This is a genomic window from Qipengyuania soli, assembly GCF_015529805.1.
Classification (GTDB): domain Bacteria; phylum Pseudomonadota; class Alphaproteobacteria; order Sphingomonadales; family Sphingomonadaceae; genus Qipengyuania; species Qipengyuania soli.
Genome location: NZ_CP064654.1, coordinates 1,338,378 through 1,353,635, shown reverse-complemented (window position 1 = coordinate 1,353,635; position 15,258 = coordinate 1,338,378). Strand labels below are relative to the sequence as shown.

The 15,258-nt window shown below is 58.4% G+C and carries 10 protein-coding genes; 5 read left to right on the top strand and 5 right to left on the bottom strand.

Translation table 11 applies throughout. From position 1 onward, the window contains the following. Positions 1–39: 39 nt before the first annotated feature. From IRL76_RS06760 to IRL76_RS06745, 4 genes are all read right to left on the bottom strand, one after another. Positions 40–1,530, bottom strand: coding sequence for an MFS transporter (locus tag IRL76_RS06760; protein ID WP_200984013.1), 1,491 nt, complete (start codon positions 1,528–1,530; stop codon positions 40–42). A gap of 44 nt (positions 1,531–1,574) precedes the next feature. Further along, a complete protein-coding gene (locus tag IRL76_RS06755; RefSeq protein ID WP_246450043.1) occupies positions 1,575–2,417 on the bottom strand; it encodes an alpha/beta fold hydrolase in 843 nt (280 codons plus the stop codon). Positions 2,418–2,463: 46 nt separating this feature from the next. Then, positions 2,464–4,152: a PHA/PHB synthase family protein gene (locus IRL76_RS06750; RefSeq protein WP_200984012.1), complete on the bottom strand. Its 1,689-nt coding sequence runs from the start codon at positions 4,150–4,152 to the stop codon at positions 2,464–2,466. 88 nt (positions 4,153–4,240) lie between these two features. After that, a complete protein-coding gene (locus tag IRL76_RS06745; protein WP_200984011.1) occupies positions 4,241–5,551 on the bottom strand; it encodes an FAD-dependent oxidoreductase in 1,311 nt (436 codons plus the stop codon). Between the two features lie 189 nt (positions 5,552–5,740). Between IRL76_RS06745 and IRL76_RS06740 the strand changes: the two genes are divergently transcribed. From IRL76_RS06740 to IRL76_RS06720, 5 genes are all read left to right on the top strand, one after another. After that, positions 5,741–7,945, top strand: a complete 2,205-nt coding sequence (locus IRL76_RS06740) for a putative bifunctional diguanylate cyclase/phosphodiesterase (RefSeq protein ID WP_200984010.1) — start codon at positions 5,741–5,743, stop codon at positions 7,943–7,945. A gap of 101 nt (positions 7,946–8,046) precedes the next feature. After that, positions 8,047–10,239 (top strand): putative bifunctional diguanylate cyclase/phosphodiesterase, encoded by a 2,193-nt coding sequence (locus IRL76_RS06735; RefSeq protein WP_200984009.1) that lies wholly within the window; start codon positions 8,047–8,049, stop codon positions 10,237–10,239. A 53-nt stretch (positions 10,240–10,292) separates the two neighbouring features. Next, the gene (gene lepA, locus IRL76_RS06730; RefSeq protein WP_200984008.1) at positions 10,293–12,110 is read left to right on the top strand and encodes a translation elongation factor 4; all 1,818 of its coding nucleotides are present in this window, start codon (positions 10,293–10,295) and stop codon (positions 12,108–12,110) included. A gap of 64 nt (positions 12,111–12,174) precedes the next feature. Continuing rightward, the gene (locus tag IRL76_RS06725; protein ID WP_200984007.1) at positions 12,175–13,305 is read left to right on the top strand and encodes a hypothetical protein; all 1,131 of its coding nucleotides are present in this window, start codon (positions 12,175–12,177) and stop codon (positions 13,303–13,305) included. Then, positions 13,305–14,294, top strand: a complete 990-nt coding sequence (locus IRL76_RS06720) for a hypothetical protein (protein WP_200984006.1) — start codon at positions 13,305–13,307, stop codon at positions 14,292–14,294. Before IRL76_RS06725 ends, IRL76_RS06720 begins: the two co-directional genes overlap by 1 nt. On the opposite strand, the gene IRL76_RS06715 is transcribed toward IRL76_RS06720, so the two are convergent. After that, entirely contained in the window at positions 14,291–15,136 is an 846-nt protein-coding gene (locus IRL76_RS06715; RefSeq protein ID WP_200984005.1) for a DNA adenine methylase, read from the bottom strand. The two genes, IRL76_RS06720 and IRL76_RS06715, sit on opposite strands and share 4 nt — an antisense overlap. Positions 15,137–15,258: the final 122 nt, after the last annotated feature.

The following is a 15,258-nucleotide window of genomic DNA, read 5'->3' as shown; positions in this document are numbered from 1 at the left end:
CTCGAAAGGAAGGTCTCACAATGAAACCGATGAGTCCAGCTATCCCTTCGCTGCGCCTCGCGCGGGCATGGAAACGGTCAAAAGCACGGTCAATCCGATGACGAACAGCAGGGAAATCGATGCCATGCCTACACGCTGGCTGGTAAACCAGAGCGTGAAATACTGGACGAGAAGCGGTCCCATCCAGACCGTGATCGTGCCTGCAATTGCAAAGAGACCGAAGAATTCCCCGCTTCGTCCGGGGGGAGCAAGGGCCACCAACATCGTCCTGCTCGATGCGATGCTGGCTGTCGCCGTAACCGCGACCACGCTGATAAGGCCGAGATAGGTCAGGTCGGAGAGGGTCTTGAAAACCAGTCCGTCCCAGACCTGGAAGTTGTCGATGAGGCCAAGGAAAAGGCTGTCCCGGGTTATGCTCAGCTGGACGAGGCCGGTAATGACCATGGCCAGAATTTCGACCGCCAGCGCCCGCTTGACGCCGATGCGGTCTTCAAGCCATCCGCCGAAAATTCCGCCGCCGAAGGCGCAAGCACTGGCGAAGATGGCGTAGCACAGCATCTCGAGGAAGCCCCAGCCGAGGAAGAGCGCCACGTAGACTGCTCCCAGCGCAAGCAACGCAGCCATGGCATCGGCATAGAACATGCGGGCGAGAAGGAATTTCATGAGCTCGCGATATTTCGATGCCTCGCGGACGGTTTGCCGGACGCTCCTGACCCCCTCGACCATCGCGGTACGCCAACTGGCGCCGGCAACGCCCGGATCGCGTGCATTGAGGAAGAAGGGGATCGAGAAAACCGCCAGCCAGACCGCGCAAATGGGGCCGACGAGGCGCGCATGTTCGAACTCGTCGAGGTCAATCCCGAACTGGGGCACGGGGAAGGGCCACGAAATTGTCGCAGGGAGAACGAACAACACCGCAATCGCGATGAAGATCAGCGTCGCGGCAAGGTTCCCGAGGCCGAGGCCGAGGCCGGAAATCATCGCCAGCCGGTCCGGTGTTCCGGCAACGCTGAGCATCGAGTTGTGCGTCACTTCGGAATAGGTGAAGCTCACATAGGCGATGACCAGAAGCGCCATGATCGCAGGTGTCGACAGACCCTCGCCCCCGGGCATTGCAAACCACAGCAGCGCGGAGCAGATGACGATCGCTGTCACAGGCAAAGCGAGCACTATCTTCAGCCTGCCTCCGCGATCCAGTGCTGCGCCGAGGAAGGGCGCAGTCAGGGCAGCTATCAGGCCTGCCCATTTCGTTACCGAGGCAATGGTCGCCTGACCCTGCGCATTGGCCGTGTTCCGGGCGGTTTCGGGATCGAGACCGTCAAGAGCGCCGCTTGCCAGCAAGTCCGCGCCGATGATGTCGCGCGCGAAATACGGCGCGAAAATGTAGATGACGACGAGAATGTAATAGGGGTTGCGCGCCCATTCGAAGAGAGCCCAGGCGAAGCCGGTCTTCCCCAGCGCGCCTCCGTCACCCGAAATGGGCCGCGCTACAGCGAGCGCGGGCGTATCGTCATTGATTGTTGCGTCCATCGGTCAGGTTTCTCTCTCCATGCCCGATGATCCGCCTTGGGCCGTCAGGCCGCCCGGCGACGCTCCGCATCGGTGTCGGGAGCGTCGAGGAAGTCCCTCAGTGCAGCCACGCTTTCGTCTGCGTGTGTCAGCAGGAACAGGTGACCACCGCCCTTGAATACCTCCAACCTGGCATTGGGTATGGCAGAGGCGAGAATGCGACCGTTGATGAGCGGGACGATCTGATCTTCGTCACCCATCATCACGAGCGTTTCCTTGCTCATGAAGGGCAGGGCGGGAAGGCTGGTCCAGCCGAGCATGGCCAGGAGTTGGTAGAAATAGCCGCGCGGGCTCGGCGGCTTGAGGCGCCCGATGTGACTGTCCTTCTGGTGCTTGGCACCGTCCCGATCGACACCGCCGTAGAGCGTCTGGAAGTGCTCGTTCATGAACTTGGGGTCGATGTAGCGGCGCGGATTCGCCATTTTTGTCAGCGCTGCAGGATTGCCGGGGACCATCAGCATGCCGGCTGTCGTCGCTACGAGCACCAGCCGCCGGGTCACGCCAGGATGCTGCAGGGCGAAATGCTGCGCCATGGCACCGCCCCACGAGACACCCATTACGTCGACGAGATCGAGGCCCAACTGGTCGAGGATCTGGCTTGCCGTCCAGCTCATCGTGAACGGATTGTAGGGCACGGTCGGATCGGGGCTTTCACCAGTTCCCGGCATGTCGAACATGACGAACCCTCGTTCGGGGAGCTGTTCGGCGAGAGGGGCAACCGCTTCGATATTCGCGCCAATCCCGTTGAAGAACAGGATCGGTGGGTGCTCCGACTTCTTGTCGAGCCGCCAGGTGGCCACTCTCAGCGTGCGACCGCCGGCCTCCATCATGCGGATGGTGGCGGTCATGGACTTGTCCTTGCGTGCGGTCACGTCGGGTGCCTTCGTAGCGATTTCAGCAGGGCTCCATAACGTAAAGACCCGGGGCGGGGTCCAGTGCCGGGAACTCCTTGTTCCCCGTTTTCGCAGGTGCCGCCTTCTTCTTTCCTGAACGGGCCTGCATCCAGTCCATCCAGTAGGGCCACCAGCTGCCGGCCACTTCCTCGGTACCCTTCAGCCATTCGTCGGCGGTATCGGGCAGCTTCTTCTTGGCGTCGGACTGGATGTAGTACTTCGCCTTGGGGTTGCCGGGGGGGTTGAGGATCGCCTGCATGTGGCCGGAATGGCTGAGAACATAAGTCACGTCCTTCGAGCCAAACAGGCGGGTCGAGCGATAGGTGGCCTTCCACGGGGTGATGTGGTCGGTGACGCCGCCAAGGATGAAGAGATCGCTCGTCACCTTCGACAGGTCGATCTTGTGGTCGACCATCTCGACCTCGCCCTTCTTGGTAAAGGCGAGCGTTTCGAAGATCGTCAGGAAGTCGCCCATCAGCGCGCCGGACAAATTGGTCGCGTCGGCATTCCAGAACAGCACGTCAAAGGCCGGCGGATCCTGTCCGAGCAGGTAGTTGTTGATGACGTAGTTCCAGATGAGGTCGTTCGGACGCAGCCAGGCGAAACCGCGGGCAAGGTCGTCGCCCTTGATAATGCCCTTCTTGGCGGCGCGCTGTTTTGCGAGCGCCAAACCGTTTTCGCTCACCAGCGAACCGGCCTCGATATCGTTTTGCATCGGGTGCAGGACGCAGACCATGAGTGTCAGCGAACCGAGGAGGTCGTCACCGTCGGAGGCCAGCTTGCTCGCCACCATCGATGCGGTCTGACCGCCCGAGCATCCTGCCGAAACATTGACCTTCTTCGAACCCGTGATCTTGCTGACCGTCTCCATCGCGAGCCGGCACGAATTCACGTAGTCGGCCATGTCCCAATGGCCCTGTTCCTTTGACGGGTTCTTCCAGCTGATGACGAAGGTCTGGATGCCGTTGTCGAGCTGGTATTTCACCACCGATTTCTCGGGACTGAGATCGTTGATGTACATCTTGTTGATCTGCGGCGGGATCGTCAGCTGCGGGATCTCATACACCTCGTCGGTTGTCGGGGCGTAGTGGATGAGTTCCATCATCTCGGTGCGCAGGACGACGTCGCCCTTCGATGTCGCAACGTTTTCGCCGAGCTTGAACGGCTTCTTGTCAACCTGGCTGACCATGCCCTTGTTGTGGACCATGTCGTCGTAAGCGTTCTTGAGGCCCTTGATAAGGCTGAGGCCGCCGCTCGTGATGGCCATCTTCTGGGCGGTCGGATTGCCGACCAGGGTGTTCGTCGGAGCGAGCCCGTCGATGATGATATTTGAAATGAAGCGCGCCCGATCCTTCTCCAGCTCGTCGAGCTCGAGATCCTCCAGCCACTTCGCCGCACCCTTCTGGACGGCGAGATAGTACTGCATGCCGGCACGCATGAAGGGGTTGTACTGCCACGCGGGGTCCTGAAAGCGCTTGTCCTTGGGATTGGGCGCCAGATCGCTCTTGCCGGTCATGATCTTGATCATGTCCTGACCCATTTCCTGGCCGTGCTTCATCAGGCGCTGCGGGTCGGACGCCGTTTCACGAAGCATCACCGCGACGGCACCGAAAATGTCCTCACGCGTGAGACCGACGAGCGGGCCAAGAGCGCTGGTGTACTGGGCGGCTTCGTCTTCGAGCTTGGCCATTTGGCGGCTACCTCCGGTAGAAATCGGGACCTTAGATGCGACCTTTCAACGGGTAATGCTGCGGCACCGTTCCGATTGCAAGGCGAAGTCAATTGTCGCGTGCAGCAATCATGCTCTCGACGTCGACGAACTTCTCGCGAGGGGAACCGTGGCGTGCGGCGGCCTCTTCGGCCTGTTCGATCTTCTGCCAGTCTCGGAAGGTCACGACATCAATTCCGCGCGAGGTGGCAAGCTCATCGAAGCCCTCACGGCCCCGCTTTCTTCCACCCGGGCCGATGTCCTGCTCAACCACGTCAATCACAGCGTATCCGTCAGGTCGGTTGGTACCGATCGTGCCGCTGGGGCCTCGCTTGGCCCATCCGACGCAATAAAGACCGGGGAGGATGCGCCCCTCGTCATTAGGAAAACGCCCTGCTCGCTCGTCGAAGGGGACACCGTCGATCGGTGAACTGCGGTATCCGATGCAGGATACAACGAGATCGGCGGGGATCGTGTAGGTCTCGCCAGTCGAAATTGCGCGACCGGCTTCGACCTTCGTCCGCTCGACTTCGATTTCGCTTACCTTGCCACCTGTCCCGCGCAAGGAAACGGGGCTGGCAAAGAAATCGAACTCGATCGCGATCCGCTTTTCGCCATGGATGCTTTCCGGGATCGCAGCAAAGTCACGCAGCAGTGTGACCGATTTGCGCAAGCCGGGCTCGAGAATCGCATCGTCGTCGACGGGCGGTAAGTCAGCAGCATCGACATGCGGACTTGCCCGGTCGAGATGCATGAGCTCTCCCAACTCCTTCGGCGTCATCATGATCTGATGCGGCCCGCGCCGACCGAGGATCGTGACCGTCTCGATGTTCGACCCGCACAGTTCTTCAAGCGCATGGCTTACAATATCGGAGCCTTCGAATTCACAACGTTCTTTCGAAAGTATCCTTGCAACATCGAGCGCGACATTTCCCATGCCGATGACCACGGCGTTGCGTCCGGCAAGGTTGGGGTCGAGATCTGCGAATTGCGGATGCCCATTGTACCACCCGACAAAAGCGGCACTGCCGATGACATTCTCTAGGTCTGCGCCCTCGATATCTAGCTGACGATCATGCGGTGCACCGGTCGCGAAGACGATCGCATCATAGAGATCCTGAAGCTCTTTCACGGTCACGTCCGTCCCGACCGCAACGTTTCCAACGAACCTGACATTGTCCGTGAGCGCGACCTTCTCGTAGCGCTTCGAAACCGCTTTGATCGACTGGTGATCGGGCGCAACGCCAGTACGGATCAGCCCATAAGGAACGGGCAGCCGGTCGAACACGTCGACCCGCACATCTTCGCCCCATTTCTTCACTGCCGCTTCGGCGGTGTAATAGCCCGCCGGACCCGAGCCGACGATTGCGATGTGACGCATCCAGGTCCTCTCCCCGAGAAGCAGTCAGGCACACAAGCACATGGCGGGCGCGGCTGGCAAGTGGGCGCGGTGGACAAGAGCCTTGAAGGTCATGGTTATGCGTTTGGAAAGGAATTCGGCCTAAGCGTCACGACATCTGAATCAATGAGCCGAATGGGATCGCCGGTTCAAATTTGAAAGAGATTGGGAATGGCAGGGTTCTTCGCGCGATCCAATCGCGCCAAAGTTCAGCAGGTCGAAAGTGCGGCGGTACAACCGATCGGAAGCGATACGCTTCGTCGCGTGGAATTGCTCGACAGCTTCGAAAACGCGGGACTTGGCTGGTTCTGGGCGACGGATGCGCAGGGTCGCCTGATCTACCTTTCTGAGAACGCCATGAACAAGCTCGGCTGCAAGGCCGAGGAAATAATCGGCACCCACCTTGCCAAATTGTTCACTCACGAGGTGGAAGAGCAGGGCGGACAGCAGCCGGAACGCCCGCTGAACTTTCTCCTCGGAGCAAGAAATTCGATCACCCAGTACCCGGTACGGCTTGCTTTGGGATCGAGCGAGATGTGGTGGGAAATTGCCGGCAAGCCGCAGTTCGACGACCACCAGGAATTCATCGGCTATCGTGGCAGTGCGAAGGACATTTCCTCGAGCTTCCAGAGCAGGCGCGATGCCGAGCGCATGGCACAGTATGATTCGCTTACCGGCCTTGCCAATCGGCATCGCATGAACAAGCGCCTGGATGCGACCTTGCAGGCCTTTCGCAATTCCAAGCGCAGTTGCGCGTTGCTGATGCTCGACCTCGACCGCTTCAAGCAGGTCAACGATACGCTCGGTCACCCGGCGGGGGATGAATTGCTTCGCCAGGTGGCAGCGCGGCTAGAGAAAGTCGTCGGCGACAAAGGTGAAATCGGCCGTTTGGGTGGTGACGAATTCCAGGTCATTCTCCCAGACATGGACGATCGCGGCGATCTTGGCGAACTTTCGCAACGCATCATCCAGATGATCTCGCAGCCGTACCAGATCAACGGGTCGCGCGCGATCATCGGGACCTCTGTCGGCGTTGCGGTAGCGCCGTATGACGGTGTGGAATCCGACGAGCTGATCAAGGCGGCTGACCTTGCTCTTTATGCTGCAAAAGGTGGTGGACGCGGTCAGTACCGCTTCTTCCACATCGACTTTACCGATGGTGCGAAGCACCGGCGTCAGATCGAAGAAGACCTGCGCGATGCGCTCGAAAACAACGAGCTCAAGATGCACTATCAGCCGATCGTCGATGCCAAGACGCACATGCTGAAGTGCCTCGAGGCTCTGATGCGCTGGGAGCATCCTGAGCGCGGCTTTATCCCGCCGTCACAGTTCATCCCGGTCGCCGAAGACATCGGCATGATCAAGCATCTGGGCGAATGGGCCCTGCTGGCAACATGCAAGCAGGCCAAGGAATGGCCGGTCGAACTGCGTGTGGCGGTGAACGTTTCCCCGATCCAGTTTGCGCGGGACGATTTCCCTGCGCTGGTGAAGTCGGTTCTGCTTGAATCGGGTCTCGAACCGCATCGCCTCGAACTCGAAATCACCGAAAGCGTTTTCGTCGGTGACGCAGAGCGCACCCAATCCATGTTCGAGGAACTGAAGCGCATCGGCGTGCGACTGGCACTCGACGATTTTGGCACGGGATACAGCTCGCTCAGCTATTTGCAAAAGGCCCCCTTCGATAAGATCAAGATCGACCAGAGCTTCGTCCGTGGGGCTACCGAAAAGGGTAACAACAACCCGGCGATCATGAGTGCTATCGTGAGCCTTGCCGAATCCCTTGGCATGGAAACGGTCGCAGAGGGAGTCGAGACGAAGGACGAGCTCAATCTCGTCACAGAGCGCGGCGCCAGCCATGTCCAGGGTTTCATCTTTTCGCAGGCGATACCGCACGAAGAGCTGCTTGAGCGCCTCGAAAAGGGCGAGTTGCGCTACGAGCCGCGTGGACCCGAGCGGTTCAGGGCCGATCGCAAGTCGGTCTATCGCAAGATCAGCCTGTTCCACGATGATCACAAGTATAATGTGACCCTCCGGAACCTGTCGAAGACCGGCGCCATGATCGAGGGACTGCTGAACGTTCCACTGGACACCAAGGTTGTACTCAACCTTGGTGGTGGCCAGCTCGCGGTCGCCACGGTACGTCGCTCCGATAGCCATATGCAGGGGCTCGAATTCGAAACCCCGCTGATCAGCGATGGTGCCGATGGCTTGTGCACGCGGCACAGGGTTTCGCCTTACCAGATTGAAGCGGCCGGCAAGCCGCTCGAGAAGCTTCCCGACGATCCCTACGAAATGCTGATGGCCGAACTTCGCGCGACCGGAAGAGGCAAGTCCTTCCTGGAGGTGGATCTAAGCGCAAATCGTCGTCAAATGTGATGTGAGCCCCGTGCATTTCATCGCGGACGTTAGGGTAAAACTAACCATTCCCTACTAGTCCCGATTCATATCGACGCAGGATTTGGCGAGGCTGAACGAGCATGGGGGCTATGCCCTTCTCCGATTTCTTCAAGAGCAAGCGGGCTGGCGAAGCTTCCGTCGGTGCGTCACCGGCGGGCTTCGACAGTTCGGCCAAGATTGCTGTTGTCGAGGAAATTGAGACCGCGGGCGCTTATGGCTTCTGGAAGACCGATAGCCAGGGGCGCATCGCCTATCTGAGCGGTTGGATCGTCGCTGCTCTCGGAGCCGATTTTTCCCATCTTGACGGACGTCCCTTCCAGCAGGCCTTCGTGCCCGTCGAAGGTGAGGCCGACGGCCGCTCGCTGGGTCTCAAGCTAGGGACGCGCAAGAGTTTCTCGAATCTCGCCGTTCAGGGCGGGGGCGAGGCAGGTAGTCTGGTGCTCCAGCTTTCGGGCCGCCCGCTATACGATGACTCAGGCAGTTTCCTTGGCTTCCGTGGCAGTGCCGTGGACGTGACCGAGGAATACCGCGCCGAAGAAGAAGCCAACCGCCTCGCCAAATTCGATTCATTGACGGGTCTCGCCAACCGTCACCGGATGGAACAGCGCATCGATTCCACTCTCCACGCCTTCCGTAGCGCCAAGCGGGCGGCGGCGCTGATGATGCTCGACCTTGATCGCTTCAAGCAAGTCAATGACACGCTGGGTCATGCTGCGGGGGACCAGCTGTTGCAGCAGGTCGCAGAACGCCTGCATGGTGCGATTGCTGGTCGCGGCGAAATCGGTCGCCTTGGTGGGGACGAGTTCCAGGTCCTGATCCCCGACCTCGATGATCGCGGGGAGCTGGGTGAGATCGCAAAGAAGATCATCCAGATCGTTTCTCAGCCATACTCGGTGGAAGAAGGACGTTGCTCCATCGGCTGTTCGGTTGGCATTGCCGTCGCCCCCTACGACGGGGTCGAGCGCGACGAGCTAACCCGTGCTGCGGACCTTGCTCTCTATGCCTCGAAAAACGGTGGGCGCGGGCAGTTTCGCTTCTACGCCGCCGACCTCGAGCATGAAGCAACCCTTCGCAAGCGCATGGAGGAAGATCTCGCCGAGGCCATCGAGGCGGGGCATTTCACGCTCGAATACCAACCGGTAGTCTCTCTGGCCGACAACCGTGTGGTCGCTCTCGAGGCTCAGTATTGCTGGGCCGACGAGGAGCGAGGGCGCGTCGAGGCCGACACCTTCCTGCCTATCGCCGAGGGCAGCCGCCTGATTGTTCCGATTGGCGAATGGGGCCTGCGGAAAGCCTGTGAGGATGCAGTCACCTGGCCTGAATCGCTGGTCGTGGCCATGCACATCAGCCCCGTGCAGTTCGATGCCAACGGCTTTGTCGAGACGGTAGAAAGCGTTCTTGAAAAGACCGGACTGGACCCGGCGCGCCTGGAACTTCGGCTTCCCGAGTCGGTTCTGCTCGGCGATGGCTCCAAGGTCGACAAGGCGATGGCCAGCCTCTTCAAGCTGGGCGTTCGATTGACGCTGGATCAGTTCGGAAGCGGGTTGTCATCGCTCAGCTACCTACGCCGCGCTCCGTTCAATGCGCTGCGCATCGGCGCCGACTTCTTCGAACCCGTCATGGGCAACGACCTTGGTGACATGGAACTCGTCCGCGCGGTTGTTGCGCTGGCTGGAGCTATGGGAATGGAAACGGTCGCCTCCGGTGTCCATGCCCTGGCCCTGATGCAGGAACTGAAGCGGCTTGGCGTCAACCAGGTTTGCGGTTTCGTCTATTCGGGCGCTCTTACCGCCGACGAAGTGGCGGAAGAGATCGCCAAGGGCGAGTGGAGGCTTGCCCCGACCGATACCGGAACTCAGCGCGCCGGTCGCCGCACAGTCTTCCGCAAGATTGGGGTCATCCACGAGGATCACTATTACGACGTTACGCTGCGCAATCTTTCACGCACGGGCGCGATGATCCAGGGGCTTGAGGACGTACCTGTCGGGACAATGTTCGTGCTCGACTTCGGACAGGGCCAGCTTGCGGTGTGCACGGTGCGCCGGACGATGGACGACACGCAGGGGCTCGAGTTCGAACAGGAGCTGGTCGATGACGGGGCAGGGGGGCTGTGCACCCGTCACCGCGTGAGCCCGTATGAGTTGGCAGCAGCTGGAGCACCGCTCCAGGCGCTGCCCCCGGGCAAGTACACTCTGGCGCAGGGGTTGGCCTCCGGTGGCTCATTCGCTCAGTTCAAGCTTTCGTCCAACGCGCCGAAACAGCAGGCTGCCTGAGCCTCTCATTGCTTGCTGACAGGTCGCTGCAGCGCCGCTAATGGGGCGGCGCAATGACTGACCTTTCCAAGATCCGCAATTTCTCCATCATCGCGCATATCGACCATGGCAAGTCGACGCTCGCCGACCGGCTGATCCAGCACACCGGCGGGCTGACCGAGCGCGAGATGTCCGAGCAAGTCCTTGATAACATGGACATCGAGAAGGAGCGCGGCATCACCATCAAGGCGCAGACCGTGCGCCTCGCCTACACCGCCCGCGATGGCGAGACCTATGAGCTCAACCTCATGGACACGCCCGGCCACGTCGACTTCGCCTACGAGGTCAGCCGCAGCCTCGCAGCGTGCGAGGGCGCGCTGCTGGTGGTCGACGCCGCGCAAGGGGTGGAGGCGCAGACCCTCGCCAACGTCTACCAGTCGATCGAGCACGACCACGAGATCGTCCCCGTCATCAACAAGATCGACCTCCCCGCGGCCGAGCCCGAGAAGGTCAAGGCCGAGATCGAGGACATCATCGGCCTCGACGCGTCCGAAGCCGTGCTCACATCCGCGAAATCCGGCATCGGCATCGAGGAAACGCTCGAAGCCATCGTCGCCAAGATCCCCCCGCCCAAGGGCGACCGCGACGCCCCCTTGAAGGCCATGCTGGTCGACAGCTGGTACGACCCCTACCTCGGCGTGGTCATCCTCGTCCGCGTGATCGACGGCGTCATCAAGAAGGGCCTGCAGGTCAAGTTCATGCAGGGCGGCACCCAGCACCTCATCGACCGCGTCGGCGCCTTCACCCCCAAGCGCGTCGACCTGCCCGAGATCGGCCCGGGCGAGATCGGCTTCATCACCGCGCAGATCAAGGAAGTCGAGCAGGCCCGAGTCGGCGACACCATCACCACGGTCAAAAATGGCGCTGCGGACGCCCTGGCCGGCTACAAGGAAGTGCAGCCGGTGGTGTTCTGCGGCCTGTTCCCGGTCGACGCCGCCGATTTCGAGAAGCTGCGCGAGAGCATCGCCAAGCTGCGCCTCAACGATGCCAGCTTCAGCTTCGAGATGGAAAGCTCCGCCGCGCTGGGCTTCGGCTTCCGCTGCGGCTTCCTCGGCCTGCTGCACCTGGAAATCATCCAGGAGCGCCTCAGCCGCGAATACGACCTCGACCTCATCACCACCGCGCCATCGGTGGAATACCGCATCCAGCTCGGCCACACGAAGAATGAGGATGCGAAGTCGATCATGCTGCACAACCCGGCCGACTGGCCGGACACCAACCGCATCGAGGTGATCGAGGAGCCATGGATCAAGGCGGTGATCTACACGCCCGACGAATACCTCGGCTCGATCCTCAAGCTGTGCCAGGACCGCCGCGGCATCCAGACCGACCTCACCTATGTCGGCGGCCGCGCGCAGGTGACCTACGAGCTGCCGCTGAACGAGGTGGTGTTCGACTTCTACGACCGGCTGAAGAGCATCAGCCGCGGCTATGCCAGCTTCGATTACGAACAGATCGGCCTGCGCGAAGGCGACCTCGTCAAGATGAACATCCTCGTCAACAACGAGCCGGTCGACGCCCTGTCACTGATCGTCCACCGCTCCGTTGCCGAAGAGCGCGGCCGCGGCATGTGCGAGCGCCTCAAGGACCTCATCCCGCGCCACCTGTTCAAGATCCCAATCCAGGCCGCGATCGGCGGCAAGATCATCGCCCGCGAAACTATCGCCGCCCTGCGCAAGGACGTCACCGCCAAGTGCTACGGCGGCGACATTACGCGCAAGAAGAAGCTGCTGGAGAAGCAGAAGAAGGGCAAGGCGCGGATGCGCGAGTATGGCAATGTGAGCATTCCGCAGGAGGCGTTTATTGCTGCGCTGCGGATGGGGGAGGAGTGAGAAATTGCGGTATGGGACTGGAAGCCGTAAGATGCAATTTGCAGTGGGATTGGGGATTTGATTGATGGCTAGCTGGGACCGCTATTTTGGAGGTGGGCAACGCGGAAAAGTTCCCGTCGATGAGCTGCACTTTGATCGAAATAACCCACGCTTTACACCTGATAAGCAACCTAAGAGCAACACCGATGTAGCGATTATTGAATATCTTGATCGCACGGCTGATCTTGGAGAACTGGTTCAATCGATTGCAGCTAGTGGCTACGTTGATATTGAGCCGCTTATTGTAATTGACAGAAATGATGAATTGATCGTTCTTGAGGGGAATCGTCGATTGGGGGCGCTGAAGGTGCTCCGAGACCCCAAGATTGCCGAAGCCTCGAATGTCGCGGTTCCAGAATTGTCAGATGAGATCAAGAAAACGTTACAAGAAGTGTCCGCTTTTTTGGTTCATCACGAGGACGAGGCGCGAAATCTCATTGGTTTCAAACATATCAACGGACCTCAGGGCTGGGATGCTTACGCGAAGGCTCTGTACGCAAGTAATTGGCTTGATGACGAACTTAAGAAGGGTGATGGTGGACTAAGCCTCACTGATATCGCGGCAAGGATGGGCGACAAACATGACACTCTGTACCGTATTGTCAGCGCGATTTATGTCTTGCAGCAAGCAGAAGCAGCTGAAATATTTCGAGTAGAGGATCGCGTTAAGAAAAACTTTCACTTCTCGCATCTCTATACGGCCCTGACTTATTCCGAGTATCGCGATTTCTTGGGACTCGACAAAGCAGACCGGACGGCCAACCCCCCCAAGAACCCTGTTCCTCCGGAGAACCTTGATCGTTTGCAGCGAATATTGGTTTGGCTTTACGGAAAGAAATCGGAAAATAGGCAACCAGCAATACGCACTCAGGCACCTGATCTCTCAAACCTAAAGAAAGTTTTGGGCAATCAGGTCGCTCGAAGGATTATGATGGAGCGCAATGACCTATTCGAAGCATTGCAAATGACAGTTGAAGGCGGCGATCGCTTCAGTAAAGCGCTGGTTGATGCGCAGTCATCGCTCCGAACCGCCGTCACAGAAGTTGTCAACGCTGACGATGACGAAGAAACAATCTCCATCGCGGAGGATGTAAGAACGCGTGCCAATTTTATTTTGCGCTCGCTAATCGCACACAAAGCAGCCTCGAGCGAATAATGACTTTCGCTCATGCGCTAAGTGCGCCTCCGCTTGATGCGGACAACGTTCTGCTCGTTGATTGGCTGGAAATACTGTGCTTCTTTGATCCTCGGGGCGTTGCTCGACTGGATGAAATCGACAATGTCATAGCGATCCAAGCGGAAGAGGGCTTGTATGATGACGCTCGTGCTGATGCATTGAAAGATGAGCTAAGAGAATTAATCGAGAACGAAGTCGATATTCGATCCGAAAGCCTCAAAGATGCTTATCCGTTTGAGCTATCGGAAGACGGTGAGGAGCTAAGGATTAAGCCTCGGACGCATCGACGTGGAATGTCATTTTATTTGACCTGTTTGATCGTGTCTCATTTCAGCAAGTCTCCGATACTCTTAACGCCTCCCGATGATAATGAAGAGGCCGTAATGAGAAAGCGTCATTTTCAAACGTTTTCGACTATTGCTGTGGCGGGTTATGTAGAAGGACCCGCCGTATCATTTGGGTGGCCCCGGCAAACTGGCGAGACGATAACCGAAGCGGTCTCACGGTGTTGTGATAGTTCTCAGACCGGTACGGCACGAATTCCTCCAGGGCCGGTAGCTGCGGCGCGGGCCAAAGACGGCGGAATGGACGTAATTGCATGGAGGGTAGCCGTGAACGGTGGGCCGCCTCCATCATATATGTGTTTCGGTCAGGCGGCGAGCGGGCACTTGTGGGCGGGAAAAAGTTCGAAAGACGAACTAGAGAGCTTTCTCGAAGGTTATTTCTTAGACCGCCCAGCCTGCAATTACACGACGGTCACGGTCATTCCGTTCCGATTAACTGAAGAAGCTCATGCGCAATTTGGGCACCGTCATGGTTCAATACTCGACAGACTGCGCGCGCCGCGTGCAGCTTTAATTGCGATGGAGTTGGCGCAAGATGGGCTTGAATTCGATGAACTCACCAACGCGTACAAATTAGGAATTTGGTTGGCTCGCTACCGTGGAATAATTAGAGAGGCAGCCTAATACGGGGTAACGCAAATTTCCTGTTCTGTCCGGCGCCTTCGCATTGAATATTTCACAGGCACAGAACCTACGTTGGATGCCTCAAAATTCTCCCGAATGAGGCTGCAATCATCGTAGGTTACCAACCAATTCCTGACGTGGTTATCGTCTTGTAAAAACTTCGCTAAGTCTCGGTGCTTCAAATCGTTCATGCCGTTTAGATATAGTTTTTTTCCGGCTCGGACATAAGGCGGGTCTATGAAAAAGAAACAGCTATTTGCTGCTTCTTTTTCGAATTCGCGAAGAAACCGAAGTCCATCTCGGTTACTCAAAATAATTCTATGCGCATTTTGGCCTAGCCATTTAATTCGTTTTGCCATGGTCTCTGGATACCAACGAGCATCAATTTTCCACTTTCCAAGTTGAGAGATCCCGCCAATTGGCCCGGCGCCTAATATGACACCCGAATGATTGGTTCTGTTGAGATAATACGTAGAGAATCCAAGCTCAAAAAGGTCGGTTTCACCAACCTCAGATTCGACGACGTCACGATGCTGCCTCCACGTGTCGATATCGACCGCTGTCGCCCGAATTCTCTCGATGAACAAATCCGTGTGATTAAGCATCGCCCACCACGCAGCATAAATACGCCTGTCAAAGTCGTTCAGAAAAATAGCATCGACAATGGCGCTGTTCAGTAGTTCTATCGCAGCGCCAGCTCCACCTGCGTAGGGCTCAGCATAACTTGTAATCGTCGCATCCGAATTACGTATTTTCTCAGCAAGCAATTCGGTCAATGAAGCCTTGCCCCCCGGATATCGGAAAGGTGTAGACCCGGCACCAAACCGGTCAAATGACGACATTCAGAGCTCTTCCGTAAAATTCATGGTGGTTGTCGGCCGCGTGACACTAGGACGTGAAGTCATGAAAGTCGAATTGTGATTTTTGCGCACGAATTCAGCAAGGTACGAGAATTCAATCCCTC

Coding starts and splice junctions, on each gene's coding strand:
- IRL76_RS06760 (WP_200984013.1), bottom strand. CDS start 1,530: ATGGACGCAACAATCAATGACGATACGCCCGCGCTCGCTGTAGCGCGG.
- IRL76_RS06755 (WP_246450043.1), bottom strand. CDS start 2,417: ATGACCGCCACCATCCGCATGATGGAGGCCGGCGGTCGCACGCTGAGA.
- IRL76_RS06750 (WP_200984012.1), bottom strand. CDS start 4,152: ATGGCCAAGCTCGAAGACGAAGCCGCCCAGTACACCAGCGCTCTTGGC.
- IRL76_RS06745 (WP_200984011.1), bottom strand. CDS start 5,551: ATGCGTCACATCGCAATCGTCGGCTCGGGTCCGGCGGGCTATTACACC.
- IRL76_RS06740 (WP_200984010.1), top strand. CDS start 5,741: ATGGCAGGGTTCTTCGCGCGATCCAATCGCGCCAAAGTTCAGCAGGTC.
- IRL76_RS06735 (WP_200984009.1), top strand. CDS start 8,047: ATGGGGGCTATGCCCTTCTCCGATTTCTTCAAGAGCAAGCGGGCTGGC.
- lepA (WP_200984008.1), top strand. CDS start 10,293: ATGACTGACCTTTCCAAGATCCGCAATTTCTCCATCATCGCGCATATC.
- IRL76_RS06725 (WP_200984007.1), top strand. CDS start 12,175: ATGGCTAGCTGGGACCGCTATTTTGGAGGTGGGCAACGCGGAAAAGTT.
- IRL76_RS06720 (WP_200984006.1), top strand. CDS start 13,305: ATGACTTTCGCTCATGCGCTAAGTGCGCCTCCGCTTGATGCGGACAAC.
- IRL76_RS06715 (WP_200984005.1), bottom strand. CDS start 15,136: ATGTCGTCATTTGACCGGTTTGGTGCCGGGTCTACACCTTTCCGATAT.